13 protein-coding genes are annotated in these 15,566 nt (G+C 59.9%); 11 read left to right on the top strand and 2 right to left on the bottom strand.

What is annotated here, in order from left to right:
* The first annotated feature begins 74 nt into the window (after positions 1-74).
* A complete protein-coding gene (locus tag DVR09_RS15060; protein ID WP_115418086.1) occupies positions 75-557 on the top strand; it encodes a hypothetical protein in 483 nt (160 codons plus the stop codon).
* 90 nt (positions 558-647) lie between these two features.
* Here the strand turns inward: DVR09_RS15060 and DVR09_RS15055 are convergent, their stop codons facing one another.
* The gene (locus tag DVR09_RS15055; RefSeq protein ID WP_115418085.1) at positions 648-1,775 is read right to left on the bottom strand and encodes a hypothetical protein; all 1,128 of its coding nucleotides are present in this window, start codon (positions 1,773-1,775) and stop codon (positions 648-650) included.
* A gap of 179 nt (positions 1,776-1,954) precedes the next feature.
* Here DVR09_RS15055 and topB point away from each other — a divergent pair, with 179 nt between their 5' ends.
* The 5 genes from topB (at position 1,955) to DVR09_RS15030 (ending at position 11,024) form a co-directional block, all read left to right on the top strand.
* Positions 1,955-3,880 (top strand): DNA topoisomerase III, encoded by a 1,926-nt coding sequence (gene topB / locus DVR09_RS15050; protein WP_115418084.1) that lies wholly within the window; start codon positions 1,955-1,957, stop codon positions 3,878-3,880.
* Between the two features lie 115 nt (positions 3,881-3,995).
* The gene (locus DVR09_RS15045) at positions 3,996-5,021 is read left to right on the top strand and encodes a Rad52/Rad22 family DNA repair protein (RefSeq protein ID WP_115418083.1); all 1,026 of its coding nucleotides are present in this window, start codon (positions 3,996-3,998) and stop codon (positions 5,019-5,021) included.
* Between the two features lie 2 nt (positions 5,022-5,023).
* Complete coding sequence (locus DVR09_RS15040; RefSeq protein ID WP_115418082.1) at positions 5,024-5,683, top strand: hypothetical protein; 660 nt, start codon at positions 5,024-5,026, stop codon at positions 5,681-5,683.
* A 3-nt stretch (positions 5,684-5,686) separates the two neighbouring features.
* Entirely contained in the window at positions 5,687-6,721 is a 1,035-nt protein-coding gene (locus tag DVR09_RS15035) for a CHC2 zinc finger domain-containing protein (RefSeq protein ID WP_115418081.1), read from the top strand.
* Positions 6,722-6,827: 106 nt separating this feature from the next.
* Positions 6,828-11,024, top strand: coding sequence for a hypothetical protein (locus tag DVR09_RS15030; protein ID WP_115418080.1), 4,197 nt, complete (start codon positions 6,828-6,830; stop codon positions 11,022-11,024).
* 37 nt (positions 11,025-11,061) lie between these two features.
* On the opposite strand, the gene DVR09_RS17795 is transcribed toward DVR09_RS15030, so the two are convergent.
* On the bottom strand, positions 11,062-11,196 hold the full coding sequence (locus DVR09_RS17795) for a hypothetical protein (RefSeq protein ID WP_267899720.1): 135 nt from the start codon (positions 11,194-11,196) through the stop codon (positions 11,062-11,064).
* Positions 11,197-11,389: 193 nt separating this feature from the next.
* On the opposite strand from DVR09_RS17795, the gene DVR09_RS15025 reads away from it, so the two are divergent.
* From DVR09_RS15025 to DVR09_RS15005, 5 genes are all read left to right on the top strand, one after another.
* The gene (locus DVR09_RS15025) at positions 11,390-11,845 is read left to right on the top strand and encodes a single-stranded DNA-binding protein (protein WP_162815012.1); all 456 of its coding nucleotides are present in this window, start codon (positions 11,390-11,392) and stop codon (positions 11,843-11,845) included.
* A gap of 78 nt (positions 11,846-11,923) precedes the next feature.
* On the top strand, positions 11,924-12,331 hold the full coding sequence (locus tag DVR09_RS15020; RefSeq protein WP_115418078.1) for a hypothetical protein: 408 nt from the start codon (positions 11,924-11,926) through the stop codon (positions 12,329-12,331).
* 50 nt (positions 12,332-12,381) lie between these two features.
* Positions 12,382-12,582: a hypothetical protein gene (locus DVR09_RS15015; RefSeq protein WP_162815011.1), complete on the top strand. Its 201-nt coding sequence runs from the start codon at positions 12,382-12,384 to the stop codon at positions 12,580-12,582.
* 14 nt (positions 12,583-12,596) lie between these two features.
* Positions 12,597-14,648: a ribonucleoside-diphosphate reductase subunit alpha gene (locus tag DVR09_RS15010; RefSeq protein ID WP_234041649.1), complete on the top strand. Its 2,052-nt coding sequence runs from the start codon at positions 12,597-12,599 to the stop codon at positions 14,646-14,648.
* Positions 14,649-14,723: 75 nt separating this feature from the next.
* A complete protein-coding gene (locus DVR09_RS15005) occupies positions 14,724-15,554 on the top strand; it encodes a dCTP deaminase/dUTPase family protein (RefSeq protein WP_115418076.1) in 831 nt (276 codons plus the stop codon).
* Positions 15,555-15,566 lie beyond the last annotated feature (12 nt).

The following is a 15,566-nucleotide window of genomic DNA, read 5'->3' as shown; positions in this document are numbered from 1 at the left end:
GCTCGTTCGCGCGCGATCACCGCACCAGCGAACGAGCCTGTTCTTTTATCTGGCTTCCACATCAGGAGAACACCATGCACCAACACGAGAACCTACCACCCAAGGGATACACCCAAATCTGCGCGACGCCGACACATGGCGACTGCATTCCCGATCATGTCGTTACGATGGAGCTAGCTGAAGGTTCGTTCCCCTCCATAATCCGTGCCCTCAACCTGATCCGTGAAGACAGCGGAGGCCCAGCCTGGCCGCCAGAGACCGCGCCGCTCATCGCTGCTCGATGGCAGCCATACCTTGGCGAGATAGAGGCCGCACTCGCGCTCCTCTCAGACTCCAAGCCAGCTCCCGAAGACACAGCCACACTCGAGCTCGTTGCCAAGAACGGCTTCAGCTACTGTGAAAGCGAGATATACACCTTCTGCGCCGGCGAACACACGTCGATGCTCGCTATCCAAGCCCGATCCCCAGGGCTCAGGCTCGCCAGCAAAATGCTGAACGACTTCTTCGAGGGTTGGACCACCTATGCCGATCACGGTTTCAACCCCCTCGCAGACTGAGACCTCTAAAGCGGCCGTAGTCACCTCAGTTCCAGACAAAAAAAGGGGCGCCCTGAGGCGCCCCTTCCTGTTTCAGTATAGCTGGATTTCTTAGCGGCCAGCGCCACCACGGTTGTTCTGGAAGCCAGCCGACATGAGGGCGAAATCTGCGTCCTGCGATTCCTCCTTCTCGACCTTGGCCGGGCCCTTGGTACGAGCCTGGGTCTTGTCGTTCGACTGACCCTTGTCCTGCTCGCCGCGTTCCTGGCTCTGCTCTGCGTTCTTATTGCGAACGCCGCGCGATTCCAGTTCAGCGTTGATCGCACGGATACCGCGCGACAGCTGGACATTCTGCGAGAAGTCATCGCCGACCAGGCCGACCGGCTTGCCGTCCTTTTCAGCGATCTTCTTCTGGTCGGCGAACGACATCGCCTTCACCTGCTCGACCGAGAGACCAGCCGCTTCAGCGCGCATGCCCGCTTCCTTGTCACGCAGTTCGGTCACCAGGTCACGGCTCTTGCCGATAACAGCGAGAAGCTGCGGCGTGGTAGCCGAAGACATCTCATTGAGCTGCTTCTTGTGGTTGTCCTTGTCGTGCTTCGGATCGGACAGACGGAAGCCGCGGTCCTGATACTGGGCCATGAACGCCTTCGAACCACGCTTGCGCGCTTCGTCGCGGGCCGTTTCGGTGTGCTCGTTCGACGAGTTCTTCGGCGTGCCACCCTTCTCGGCAAATTCAGCCTTGAAGCGAGCCTGCGCCTCGTCGCCCATGTAAGCCTCGAACTTCTTCGGCTCCATGGTTTTCACGAGGTAGTGCGCCTCACGATTATCGTTGGCAGCCATATAGGTGCTGCGCGACGACGTCTCACGCACCAGCTTCCGGAATTCCGTCTTCTGCGACGGCGCCGGGAACATCTTGTACGTGTCGGGCTCGGGAGCGCGCTGCTTCTTCGGCTCCTTGGTCGTGGTTTCACGCTTCTTGGCTTCTGCCTTCAGCGTTGCCTTCTGCTCATCGATGGCGTCGCGATCGGCGGCCCAGGCTTTGCGAGCCTTTTCACCGCGGAATTCGCTCAGCGCTTCCTTCTTCTCGGCGACTTCTTCCTTCGACATGCCTTCCGTCTGCATGGCGTAGGCACGGCGGTCGCGATCGAACTTGATCGGCATGCCGGCAGCGGCCGCGGCATCCTTCAGAGCCTGGTTGTTTTCCTGGGTGGAATACAGATATTCGGGTTTCGCCATTTTCTCTTCTCCTACGGTCCGACTGGTCGAAGCCTAATGCAACGCCAACTACCGCGTGGCATTATTGTGGACGGGTTCCTCATACATCCGCAAGAGGCATTCCACTTTTTTTCAAATTTCCTCCCGAACGGAGGAAGAACGCTTTGCGAAAGATCCAGAACCGCCCTACAAAGATCCACATGAGACTTTGGATAGCCGAAAAACCAGACGCAGGACGTCAGATCGCCAAGGCACTGGGCGGAGGGCATAACGGCAACGGACATATCAAACTGTCCAATGGCGATGTCGTAACCTGGGCCATCGGGCACTTGCTCGAATCCTACATGCCGCAAGATTACAACGAGGAATATAAGAAGTGGGATCTCGATCACCTTCCTATTCTTCCTGAGCGGTTCCTGCGCAAGCCAGAGAAAAGCAAAGCCGGACAGCTCAACACTATCGTTCGGCTCGTCAAGCAAGCGCGCGAAGTCGTAATCGCGACCGACGCCGGACGCGAGGGCGAGTTCATCGCATGGTCCATCCTCGACCATGCCGGCTGGAAAGGCCCATGCCTTCGCTTCTGGACTAGCTCGCTTAACGAGAGCCATCTGAAGAAGGCTGTTCACCAGCTGATAGACGACGCCGAGAAGAAGCCTCTCTACGTTGCCGCACGCATTCGCTCTTCCATGGACTGGGCTGATGGCATCAACTGGAGCCGCTACTACAACCTGCGGAGCGGTAATTACGGCGACGCGCCTCTTTCCCTTGGCCGCGTCCAGACGGCCACCCTCGCCATTCTCGTCGACCGTGACGAAGAAATCGACAACTTCAATCCGTCGCCATACTACGAATTGAAGGCCACAATGGACGTTCCGCAGGGCAAGCTCGAGCTGATGCACGCGCCGCCCGAAGACAAGCGGATCACCGATGCCGCTGAAGCTCAGGACATCGCGCGTCGCACGCAGGGCGTCCCAACCAACCTCAAGGTCGCGAAGAAGCCCAAGACATTCTCGCCTCCCCCGCCCTTCAGCCTGCCTGAGCTGCAGATGACTGCTTCTTCGCGCTGGGGTTGGTCGGCCAAGAAGACCCTCGACGTGCTTCAGCAGCTCTACGAGAAGGGCGCTGTGACCTATCCTCGTACGGACAGCGGATACCTCACCGAAGAGATGATCGACGACATGCCCAAGCATCTGGGCGCACTGCGGCAACAGCCGAAGTTCAGCGAGATGGCTGCGATCGACCCGGTCATTCGAAAAAAGATTTTCGACTCCAAGAAGGTCGAGGATCACCACGGCATCATTCCGACTGAAGAATACGTCGATATCTCGAAGCTCGGTCCCGAAGCCGAGAACCTCTTCGAGGTTATCGCTCGGCGTTTCGTGGCTGCTCTCATGCCGGATGCGCAAGGCTCCACAACGAGCATCAGTGCAATCATCGATGGCGTCCTTTTCAAGACCTCTGGCACGATCATCTCGGTTCCAGGCTGGAAAGCTGTCTGGGACGACAAGCCTGACGAGGAAGAGAAGAATGGCGACGAGGAAGATACCAACCGCGTTCTGCCTCCCGTTGAAGACGGGCAAGCAACCCGCGCGACCAAGGTCGACGTCCTCAACAAGATGACTCGTCCTCCGCCGCACTTCACCGAAGGCACGCTGCTCAAAGCGATGATGGCGGCTGGCTCGAAGAATGACGACAAGGAGATCCGCGATCTCCTTTCGAACGGGGGTCTCGGTACCCAGGCCACCCGCCAGGACATTCTCGAAAAGCTCAAGAAGCGGACCTTTGCTGTCCTCAAGGGCAAGAAGTTTCTCTCCACTCCGCGGGCGCGCGAGTTCATCAAGATCATTCGTGAAGACGGCAATCGGCTCGCCGACGTCGTTGCGACTGCCAATCTTGAGCGCGAGCTTCGTGAAATCGAGAAGGACCCCTCCTCGGCCCTCCGTATCTGGACCCGCTACACCCAGACCTTGGTCGGAGAGATCTCCCAGCTCAAAGCTGGCCCGGCGCCACGCAAGCTCACCCCGGCTCCTCGTAAAGGAAGAGGCGGCAGCCCTGCCAAAGGCAAGGGCAAGCGCAAATACGCTCCCGCTAAAGGCGGGCCCAAGAAGAAGGCAGCGAGAGGCTAAAGCACTCGCATGAAGAAGAAGGAAAACATGACCTAGGTCATCCAGGTGTCCGGAACGAACTCTCGTCCGGGCACCATTCCTTTGCCTTTTCGGCCGCCCAAACAGGAGAAGAACCATGCAAACCGCGCCAGGCAACGCCGAGTCCGTCGACTATGGCAACGAGCTCGCTTCGCCGTTCTTCACCCGCGGGCAACTCCTAGCGTTCAGGCATCCGCCTTCAACGGAAGCTGTCGAGCAAGTCCGCAAAGGTGGCAACCACGATTACATTCCCCACGAATACATCCGGGCTGTGCTCGACCGGTACATCGGCACCGGGCGATGGGATTTCTCTGCCACCCTTCATTCGGTCGACAAAGAGATCATCCGGAAAACCGAGCGTGACAAAGAGCCCGTCGAAATGCTCGCCCTCACGGTCAATGTGAACATCGAGCTACGCATCCATGCGCGTGACGGCTCCAGCCGCATGCTCGTCTATAGTGCGATCGGCTCATGCACACACAACGCCGGCGTCGACAAAGGCTACGGCTCGATCATGGCCAACGCGATCGGCTCCGCGGAATCGCTTGGCCTCAAGCGCGCTGCCTCCAACCTTGGGAAGGCTTTCGGCTTCGACCTCAAGTCTAAGGTCAAAAAAGAGGACCTCCCTCCCCCGCTCGAGTACTTCAACCAGAAGATCAACGAGCACTATTCGGCCAAGTACGGTACTCCTCTGCATACCGGTAACCAGCTCGAGGCCTCGTCCGAGACTCTCCGGCTGGCCGACAACTCGTCAGACAAAGATGATGAAGGCGCGCAGACGAATGTTCGCTCGATCCGGCAGCCCACCAAAGCCAGCGAGGCCGAGCCAGCCGCGGATGCTGAACAGCCGGCCGAATGGGATCTCAAGAAAGTCCCCGAAGACTACCTCGGTTGGCTCTCCTGCCTGCAAACGCTCATCGCCAAACTTCCAGAACTCGGAAACGAGCGCGAGCTGAAGAGCTTCGTCCGGCGAAATCAGAAGATCATCAAGAAGCTCCCTGTATTGCCAGCCGAAGACGGCCATCCTGAGCGCGACTTTGAAAAGCGCTGGCAAACCGAGCTTGGCAATCGATACGACCAACTGGGCATTAAAAGGCCCGCAGATCTAAAGAAGGCAGCCTGACTATGCTCCTCTCCTTCCCTCCTGGTTGGAACCTCAAGGCCCCCATCGGAACGATGCTCGTGCGTGTCGATGTAGTCATGAACACTCGGCCCGGTGCCGGAGGCTACGCGGCGATCTTCGAAGCGGCAGACCAGAAAGAGACCGTCCTTCTGCGCGGTGGCATACCCGATACCAACACCGAGCACATGATGAAGACGCTTGGTGTTCGCATTGCGGAAGAGATCCAAGGCAACCGCGCCGTGATCCTCACGCGCAGCCAAGTCATGTACGCCTCGCTCAGCACCATCTTCAAACCATACAAGCTTATCCGCCTCCTTGGGCATTCGCCTCTCGCAGTCTCCGACGCGACACGCCATGCCCACGTAATGGCGGAGCGCGCACTGTGTCGCGGCGAAGCCTCGGAGGAGCGCCTGATGATGGCGCGCTTCGAACCCAGCCGTGAAGACTTCCACAACAATCAGGATACGCAGACAGCTCACGCTGCCCTTCAAAAACTGATCGACACCGTTGGGGTGTCCGATCTCAAGAGCAAGAATGTACAGAAGGCAGTCCAAGACGTCCTCGACACAACTGAGGAGGAGGTCGTTGCCTTCCATCGTGACGCCATTCGCAAATGCACTGCGAATGACATTCCGAAACCTACCCGAGAGAAAGAAAATTAAGTCGTGACTACTCTCACAGCAGCGCAGATTGCCGATACCCTCAACAGCGGCCGTGCACGCACGAAGACGCATGGCCAAGGCTACATGGCCATTTGCCCGAACCACGACGATATAAATCCGTCCCTCTCAGTCCGAGAGACGGAAACCGGGAAGATCATGCTTCATTGCTTCGGCACGAGCTGCACCGACAAGCGTGCAGTCTATGCCGCCGTCGAAGGCGCTCTAGGTCTGGAGCCAGGCGCTCTCAAAGGCCCAGGCGAAGGCTATAAGCCCTCCCCCATTCGTCGCGACAACATCAAGAAGAAGCGGGCTGACATCACCCCGATCCTTCCCGTTCCGGATGACGCGCCCCCGATCGCACGCAAAGCCAAGACAAAGAAGTTCGGCAAGCCCACCAAGATCTGGACTTATCGAAACGCCGAGGGGCGAGTGATGGGTCACGTCGCCCGCTATGATATCCCTGCGACCGAAACCGATCCGGCGGACAAGGTCATCTGGCCTTGGACCTTCGGCATTCGTGAAGGCCGGCGCGAATGGTGTGTCACGGCAATGCCTGAGCCTCGCATTCTCTACAATCTGGACAAGATCGCCAAGAACCCGGACGCGCCTATTCTCATCCATGAAGGTGAGAAGGCTTGCGATGCCGGTGAGGAGCTTTTCCCTAACTGGATCCACACAACGCCCGTTGGCGGAGGCAAGGCTCCTCATATGACCGACTTCAAGCCCCTCGCCGGGCGCCAGGTCATCATCTCGCCCGACAACGACTGTGCAGGCGTGGAATTCGTGGCTCAGGTCTCGCAGATCCTGCTCGAGCTGGAGACTGCGCCACTCATCATGCGCTTCCCGACCTCCTACGTCGTAGAAGATGGGAAGCTCGTGAAGAAGCCGTACGAAATGGGCCAAGGTGACGACATGCACGATCACCTCGACCGCGGCTGGACGACCGACCTCATTCGAGAGTCGGTTTCCCTCAGCGGCTTCCCGCTGACGTGGGCCGTCGAGGACTGGCCCAGCAACGGTTCAGAAGAGGAGAACTAAGGCAAGCAGAAAATTTGCAGGAAGTTTCAGGATTTTTCTGGAAGGCTAGTTGCATTCTGAATGCAGTTAGTGGGACAATTGGAGTGTCCAATGGAGGAAAATTCTGATGACCGCTTATTCTTACAAGACTTTCGCTACTCGCGAGCAGGTTCCGGGACAGCATATCCCGCTGATCACTGTCCCGCACGGCCACGCACTCAATAACGAGCACCGCGCCCCGTTCGCTTCGGGCGCCACTGCCGCCCGCGCTCTTATGGTTCACGCACAGCGTGAGCTTTCGGACCCGCAGCGCGGCCCCGACTACTTCAACCGTCTGCGCACGATGCACGACAGCGCATCGATCAACAGCCAGAGCGTCAAGCGCCGCCTCCGCATGCGCCAGAACCGCGCTGCAGCCGCCCTCGCCAACAGCGATGTCGAGCTCAGCGGTGAACAGCTGCAGACCGTGGCCGACATCGCCATGGTCCAGGCCGAAATCGGCGAAGCCCTCCTTCCCGAAGTCATGGCCAACGGACAGCCGGCTGAAGCCGTCATCGACGAGATCGATACCATCACCCGTGAAGCTCTGCGTTCGGCGACCCTCCTCCGCACCGAACAGCAGGTCGGCAAGGAAGTTGATCCCAACGCATGGGCTCGTTCGCTCAACGAGCGTCTCGCAAGCGGCCCGAAGGCCGACAACAGCGAAGCCGGCGCGGAAGCTCGTGCTGGACTGATCACCCGCTTCAGCGGTCTGGTCTACCAGCTCGAAGAACAGCTCCCCCTCGCCGTCGACCGCGACGAGCCGCTTTACGACATCGACGATGCCATGGACCCCGAGGAAGTTGCCGCAACGGTCAACAGCCTCTCGGAAGCCATGGGCGACGACTTCAACCCCGAAGACATCGGTCAGGGCGAAGAGCTCAGCTACCAGGCCCGTCAGGCAATCTGGCAGAGCATGTCGATGGACGAGCGCACCTTCGCTGCGACCAAGATCGCTCTGACGCCTGCACAGCGCATCGAAGTCGGCATGTCGATCGTGAACTCGACCCCGCCGGCTATCCGCCTTCCCGAACAGGAACTCGGCACCGGCCGCTTCGACGTTCGCATGTCGACGGAAGAAGAAGCTCGCGCCATGGAAAGCCTGCTTCGCTACGCTGGCGAAGAACGCACCTACCCCGGTCCCGAAAAGGCTGGCCAGTACGTCGAGGGCCTCAAGGAACTCTCGATGCCTGCTGGTGAGCAGGGTCGCATGACCATCGGCTTCGCCGTCGCCAACAACCCGGCGGCCGTCGAACATGCCAAAGGCCTGATCGAGCGTCTCAGCCAGCGCGACGATGCACGCATCATCATCCACACCGAAAACCCGCAGGTAGCCGCGGAACTCCAGGAAGCTCGCAAGGCTGCGCTGGAAGCCAACGGCCACTCCTTCGGCGGCTTCAAGGATGGCGCCGACGCTTCGCGCGAACACGGCGGTTGGTCGCTGGCCGACAACGGCGAGGATCGCATCCTCGGCGCGGAAAAGCGTGACGCCGAAATCTTCGTCGCCAACACCGACAAGGTCTGGGCTTACACCAACACGATCGATCTCGAGATCACTTCGCAGAGCGAAGCCATGACCGACATCGTCAACGCCCAGCGCGCCGTCAACGCCACGCAGAACGACGTGAAGAACGCTCGTGAAGCCATGCTGGCATCGCGTGACCCGGCCCTCGTCCAGAAGGCGGTCGAACTTGCCGAAGCCGGCGAGAGCGACAAGGAAGCCGTCAAGGCTGCCAACGCAACTGCTGACAAGCAGCTGGTCAAGGACCTCAACGGTCTCGAAAGCAAGGCAGCTCGCGCTCAGACCAAGCTCTACAGCGCCAAGCAGAAGATGGACAAGATCGAGCGTCAGGCATCGCAGGATGCGTATCGTCGTTCGACTCCGGGCGACCTCGCCCGCGCCACCATCGTCGATCTCGCTCAGCAGCAGGGCAAGCTCACGAAGGTTTACGTTCCGGGCAACGCCGACAAGGGTGCTGTCATCGAAACCTCGAAGGGCAACCTTGCCGAGCAGCGTGAATATGTCGCTCAGCGTCTGGCCCAGCGCCTGCGCAACGGCACCGCTTCGGAACGCGGCAACCTGCGTCGCCTCTTCCACGCCGAGCGTGGTGTGAATGCGACCCTGGTCGACGGCTCGAACTACTATCGCGAGAGCAAGGGCGCCAAGAAGGGCTTCGAAGCTCTGCGCCTTCGTATCGCTGGCCTGTCCAAGACCGGCGTGATCCTGACCAGCCACAATGCGAAGAACGAGATCTCGGCTGAAGCCGTCAACAACTCGGGCCGTCCGCATCTCGTGGCTACCGCATGGCGCGTCAGCGACCACTCGACCCCGATCGACCTCAACGGCCGCCAGGTTACCCTGTCGGAACGCAAGACCGAACTCGACCTCGGTTACGCTCCCGTCGGCGGCAAGGGCTCGGACGCCTCGCGTGTCCGCGAATGGTCGCACAAGGACCTCAAGGGCGCTGTCATCACCGTCGTCGGTGGTGGCTCGATGACCCGCGAGACCTACGACGCCATCCAGGAACTCGCCGTCAAGAAGGGCGCCAAGGGCCACTCCTTGGATGCCGATGAGATCGGCAAGCTCTATGGCGAGCTCGTCCAGAGCGGCAAGGGCCACCTCGAAGCGCCGAAGTTCGCCAATACGCAGCTTTCCCGTGCAATCGCACAGGAAGCGCTGGTCGACTACGCATCGCAGGCGATCCTCGCGACCGACATGGGCAAGGACTATCACTCGGCCAACCTGATCCGTCAGGCCATCGATGCTGATAAGCTTGCCGCTGTCATCGACAAGGACGGCAAAGCCGTTCCCATCGAAGCCGCGCGCGAGCACAGCCTCCAGTTCGCTCAGTCGATCTCGGACAACACCCGCAAGGATCTCGACCTCAACGTCTCGACCACGAGCGAATTCGGTCAGCTGGTCCTCGCCGGCCTTCCGGGCGTCAACGCTGAACGCGCAGAGCGCATGGGTGAAACCTACAACACCCTGCAGGACGTGATGATGGCTGCAGAAGCAGGCGAAGCCTCGGCTGCCCTGCCCAAGACGCTGCATCACGACCTGTCCCGTCCGGCCAACTGGGCGGGTGCCGAAGCTCGTGCTCACGAGATCGAGAACGCTGCAGACCATGCCGGTATGGACGCGATCGCTGTCACCAACCCGATGTATCCGAAGACGCTGAAGGACGCTGGTAGCCGCGAAATGCTCTACACCATGGGCGATGTGGACCTCAACGTCCCCACCGTCGCCATGATCGTGGGCGAGAAGACCAAGGCACACGACGCAGACGTCGAGGCTGCACTCGCAGTCGCTTCGGAAGCCAAGCAGAAGAACTGGGCTGTGTCGCTCCACCTCTCCGGTGAAACTTCGGCTTCGATGGCCAAGGCCATTGCCGAAATGCCGGAAGCAGAGCGTCCGCGCATCCTGCTCGTCGGTGACGGCCACATGGCAACCGCCAAGGACTCGAAGATCCGTGAAGCGATCACCGCTGTCGGCCACGCCGGCGGTGGCTACGTCACCCGCACCGCACCGACCCAGAAGGCCGATGCGGGCATGGATGGCGAAGTCAGCTACAAGGCTGATCGTCGCGCAGCAGTCGAGTTCCAGGGCCGCCAGGCTAGCGCCGCCGTGGTCATGAAGAGCAACGGCAACGACATGGAAATGCTGGCTCTGCGCACCGCGCTGCAGACTGGCAAGCCCATCGCTGCCGTCGGCCCGTCGAACCCGGAAGACCCGAGCATGGACGACCTGCGCTTCCGTGGCGCCGGTTACAGCGCCAACCAGCGCCTTCTGCAGGGTGGCGACCGTGTCTCGGTGATGCTCGAAACTCGCAACACCGCGTTCCAGCCCAACTTCATCCCGGACATGACCGAGCAGACGAAGAACAACTACATCCCCTTCGAAGGCTCGACCGCCGGCATGCAGAACGCTCCGAACGATCCGAAGCGCGAGAACGACATCGACCATTCGGCTGTCGAAAGCGGCCAGCGCATGTCGGCCAGCATCAGCTGGCGCGAACCGGCCGAGTTCATCCCGGCTGGCAAGGGCCTCGCTGAATTCCTCGACAACGTCGAGGCCGGCAATGCCCGGGACATCGCATCGAAGGAGGCAGACATTGTCGCGCAGGCTCGCGCCAACGACGCCAAGTTCCTCGATGTCTCCAGTCGCATGGACACTCGCGCGGACGTTGCCGCAGTCTTCGGCGAAATCAGCGACCGCTCGCAGGATGCGATCGACGCTGACACCCAGAACCACTTCATGCAGCAGCGCGCCGGAATGGGCCGCTAAGCACAGAAGTAACTCTGCCAAGATCAGCCCCGCCGGTTCATTCCGGCGGGGCTTTTTCTTTGCCCAAAATGATTGGAAGGGATGCGCTTGAAAGCGCCAGGAAGAGAAAAAGTATGACCACCATCCGGCAATCGCAAAGCGACCAGCCCAACACGATGGCGGCGAGGAACATAGCGTCCTCGGCTCAGAACATCCTCGACCACGCAGAAAACCTAGACGGCAGTTCCACGGAAGGATAATGAGACACGGGGAAAAGTTCCCCGAGTTAAGGGGAAAAGGAAAGATTTCCCTCAGCGAACCAACATAATCGTTTGACGTGAGGGCTCGCAAACCCTCACAATATGCAAAACTTCCACGGAGATCTTATGAATCGCGCCATCCTTGTCGGCACGGTCGTGTCCCAACCGAACCTTATCGAACTGAAGAACAACAGCTCGATCACCAAATTCCGTCTGCAGACCACCGACGTCTACCACGTCGATGGCGATCTGCGCGAACGCTCCCAGACCCATCTCATCGATGTCTGGAACGCTCAGCTCCAGAAGGATGTCACTCCCGGCCTGCAGAAGGGCGATTTCGTCTCCATCGAGGGCGCAATCGAATCCCGCAAAGTGACCGGCGACGACGGTGAAAAATGGGTAACCTCGATCGTCATCCGCAACAACGGAGCCATCCAGGTATTCGCGCCCGGCTCGAATGTTTCGACCCGCGGCGAAGCTGGCGACTACGGCGTCAACGTCGACCATAGGCGCAAGCCGGAAGATGCCGGGGAAGATGCCGGCGACAACCAGAACCAGGGCGACGAAGAGCCGATGTATTAGGGACTTCTTCGGAAGTTTCCTTCATCAGCCCGCCCAAATCCAAAAACATCCAGAAAACGCTCACACAAGGACACTCTCATGAGCCAGACCCCGACTTCCCGCCGCGTCATCGTGCGTGCCCCGATCACCATGTCGATCGGCCCCGTTCCCGAAAGCGTGCAGTCGACTGAACAGTTCCTCACCTTCGGCATCGCCAACCTTCAGGCAATTCTGAAGGACAAGGGCATTACCGCCAAGGTTGATGCCGACCAGATCATCGCCACCGTCGTCGATGGTTCGGACAAGGCCGAAACCTTCACTGCGAACGGCCTCAAGATGCTCGATGAACGTGCATACCGCGTCCAGACCAACGGCGATGCCCACAATCTCGAATTCAGCACCGATACCGGCAACACCTTCAACGTCGTCGGCACCTTCTCCGATGAAACGCTGGCTAACGCCATCGGCACTGCCTGGGTGGACGGCCGCGTCGAAAGCGTCGGCTAATGCAGCCCTGTCGTTTCGGTTGGTACGAGCGCGGCCGAGTGACACGTTTCGTGTCCGGCCGCGCCAAAGCGGAAATACCCGCTGACGAACCGTCGGCGCCCGCAAAACTCAAAGCCGGTCCATTCGGTGTTCGTGTCGTCGAAGCAGATATCGACGGCGAACAGTGGTTTGGCCGCCTTACATCCCGCCGCAAGGGCCTCAACGAAGGCCCTGTTCTCCTCTTCAAAATGCCCTTGCTGCCGAAAGCTTAAACGGAGCCCCACCCATGAACGCCCAGACCACCACCATCGAACGAGATGCCGAGCAGGAAGCGCCCACGCTCGATCTCGTCATCGACCGTCCCGACACGAAATCCGACTATCCCGACATGAATGTCTGGCCGGAACGGAAGATCGCCTTTGACATGCTCTCCCGCGAGCATGGCCATGACCAGGCGCTCGATAAGGTCCTCCCGCTCCTCAATCCCAAGACGAAGCACTGGAGCGAGGTTATCGAGGTCGACTACTCGCGCAACGAGCTCCTCACTGTTCAGGGATTGGACGCCCTCAACGATCGCTACGGCTGCAAGGGCGACCGCCCCGACGACCTCGACGAAATCCCTGACCCGCAGCACATCTTCGCGCGCGTCGCATGGGCTGGCGCCGATGACGAAGAGCATGCGCAGCGTCTGTATGATTATATCAGCCGTCACTGGTTCATGCCTGCAACGCCGGTCCTCTCGAACCTCGGCACGCCGCGCGGCCTCCCGATCAGCTGCTACCTGCAGGGCGTCGGCGACAGCCTCGCCGAAATCCGCAACACCTACGACGAAACCATTTCGATGGGCTCCAACGGTGGCGGCATCGGCACCTACTGGGGCAATGTCCGCGAGATCGGCCGTCCGGCTGGCCTCAACGGCAAGACCTCCGGCATCATTCCCTTCGTGAAGATCCAGGACTCGCTGACCCAGGGCATCAACCAGGGCGGCGTCCGCCGCGGCTCGGCTGCCGCCTATCTGGATATCAGCCACCCTGAAATTCAGGAATTCATCGCCATCCGCAAGCCTTCGGGCGACTTCAATCGCAAGGCTCTGAATCTTCATCACGGCGTCCTCGTCACCGACGAGTTCATGAAGTGCGTGGACGAAGGCCGCGAATTCCCGCTCCGGTCGCCGTACAGCGGCGAAATCACGAAGCACGTCGATGCCCGCGAGCTCTTCGAGCAGCTGGTCGAAACTCGTCTGGAAACCGGCGAGCCCTACATCATCTTCATCGACCGCGTGAACGAAAGCCGCCCGCTTCACCACGTCAAGCTCGGGCTGATGGTCTCGACTTCGAACTTGTGTTCGGAAATTACGCTCCCGACCGGCCGCGACCACAATGGCCGTCATCGTTCGGCTGTGTGCTGCCTCTCGTCGCTCAACCTTGTTCACTGGAATGAGTGGAACGGCGACGACTTCTTCTTCGAAGACATCTACCGCTTCCTCGACAACGTCATCACGAACTTCATCCAGCGCGCTCCGGAAGGCATGCGCAACGCCGTCTATTCGGCGTGGCGTGAACGCTCGGTTGGCCTCGGTGTCATGGGCTTCCACTCGTTCCTGCAGTCGAACAACATCGCCTGGGAATCGGTGCCCGCGAAGTCGTTCAACAAGATGATCTTCAAAAAGCTTCGCGCGCAGGCAGACCGCTGCTCGCAGCTGCTTGCCGAAGAACGCGGTGCCTGCCCCGACGCAATCGACGGCGGCACGAAGGAACGCTTCAGCTACAAGATGGCAATCGCTCCGACCGCATCGATCTCGATCATCGCCGGCGGCGCATCGCCCTGCATCGAGCCTTCGACTGCCAACACGTTCAATCACAAGACGCTGTCGGGCAACCACGCCATCCGCAATCCGCATCTCCAGAAGCGCCTTGCCGCTCAAGGCCTCGATACGCCTGAAGTCTGGACCTCGATCGTCGCCAATGGCGGCTCTGTCCAGCACCTCGCAGATCTCGACGACCATACCAAGAAGGTCTTCAAGACCTGGATGGAAATCGATCCGAAGTGGCTGCTCGACTTCATGGGCGACCGCGCCCCGTACATCGACCAGGCCATCTCGAACAACCTCAGCCTTCGGGCTGACATGGACAAGTGGGACCTCATGCAGTTCCACATGCTCGCATGGAAGAAGGGCCTCAAATCGCTCTACTACCTGCGTTCGTTGAGCGTCCAGCGCGCGGGCAACCTCTTCGACGGTCGCCGCGGTGACGTGTCCTCGGACAACACGATGCGGCCTAGCCAAGCCTTCGTGCCGAAGCCCGACTACTCGATGGAAGCCTGCGAAGCCTGTCAGTAGCGAGACGCATCTAAGCCCGGTCAGCGACAGCTGGCCGGGTGGGTGCAAAGGCACAAAGAGAAAGAAAAAATTACCATGGATCTCAAGCTTCAGGGCTCTTCGATCACATTCGCGCAAGAAGACGTTATGATCGGCGGAAACCGCCTCGCGCTTCTCGCGGATATCGACAAAGTCGAAACCATCAAGCCGGGCCAGTTCGCCCGCATTCCAACCCCGATCGCATTCACCGGAGACGGCAACACAATCGCCCTCATCGACATGCACGCCGGCCGCCTTTCTCACGCTCTCAACGAGCATGAGGAAAACGTGCCTGCTCAGGGCGAATACTTCCTCCCTCCCATCGGAGAAGAGACCACCGTATTCGTCGACGTTCTCAACGAGACGACCGCTACGCTCATGATCCGTCCTGGCATGTCCATCGGCGTCATGACACTCGTGAACCTCGGGGCGGCCGATGAGCCTGCCGTTCAGCAAAACGAACCGCAGGCAGCCAACGCAATTTCGATCTCGGCTGTATTCGCGCCCGAGTTCATCAACGAGAATTACGTGCCCACGCAGAACGACCCCCTCAATCCGGGCGTCGCACTGCGAGCTGACATCGAAGAGCCCTTCACGCTTCCTGCAGGCGCGACACGCTCATTCTTCACTGGTTTCTATCCCGAAATCCCTCAGGGTTACGAAGCCCAGGCTCGCATCGGGAACCTGGATGAGCGCGTAACGGCAACCCTCGGCAAGCAGATTGCGGACCGTCCGGCCGTCGTGTTCCTCAGCAACCTTACAGGCGCTGATGTCACGGTTGAACCGGCCGATATCATCGCCCGCTTCGTTCTCACGCCTGTCGCGCGCGCAGCCTTCGATTTCACCACCAGCGCTGCACAACCGGCCGGCACCGCCGCAGCACGCTAATTCCAGCCTCAG

This window comes from Erythrobacter aureus, from assembly GCF_003355455.1.
In the GTDB taxonomy this organism is placed as follows: Bacteria; Pseudomonadota; Alphaproteobacteria; order Sphingomonadales; family Sphingomonadaceae; genus Qipengyuania; species Qipengyuania aurea.
This window is presented reverse-complemented; position numbering and strand designations above follow the sequence as displayed.

Bases quoted from the DNA above. Each gene is read 5' to 3' on its own strand.
- DVR09_RS15055 (WP_115418085.1), bottom strand. From the start codon at position 1,775: ATGGCGAAACCCGAATATCTGTATTCCACCCAGGAAAACAACCAGGCT.
- DVR09_RS15005 (WP_115418076.1), top strand. From the start codon at position 14,724: ATGGATCTCAAGCTTCAGGGCTCTTCGATCACATTCGCGCAAGAAGAC.
- DVR09_RS15025 (WP_162815012.1), top strand. From the start codon at position 11,390: ATGAATCGCGCCATCCTTGTCGGCACGGTCGTGTCCCAACCGAACCTT.
- DVR09_RS15010 (WP_234041649.1), top strand. From the start codon at position 12,597: ATGAACGCCCAGACCACCACCATCGAACGAGATGCCGAGCAGGAAGCG.
- DVR09_RS17795 (WP_267899720.1), bottom strand. From the start codon at position 11,196: ATGTTCCTCGCCGCCATCGTGTTGGGCTGGTCGCTTTGCGATTGCCGG.
- DVR09_RS15020 (WP_115418078.1), top strand. From the start codon at position 11,924: ATGAGCCAGACCCCGACTTCCCGCCGCGTCATCGTGCGTGCCCCGATC.
- DVR09_RS15040 (WP_115418082.1), top strand. From the start codon at position 5,024: ATGCTCCTCTCCTTCCCTCCTGGTTGGAACCTCAAGGCCCCCATCGGA.
- DVR09_RS15060 (WP_115418086.1), top strand. From the start codon at position 75: ATGCACCAACACGAGAACCTACCACCCAAGGGATACACCCAAATCTGC.
- topB (WP_115418084.1), top strand. From the start codon at position 1,955: ATGAGACTTTGGATAGCCGAAAAACCAGACGCAGGACGTCAGATCGCC.
- DVR09_RS15030 (WP_115418080.1), top strand. From the start codon at position 6,828: ATGACCGCTTATTCTTACAAGACTTTCGCTACTCGCGAGCAGGTTCCG.
- DVR09_RS15045 (WP_115418083.1), top strand. From the start codon at position 3,996: ATGCAAACCGCGCCAGGCAACGCCGAGTCCGTCGACTATGGCAACGAG.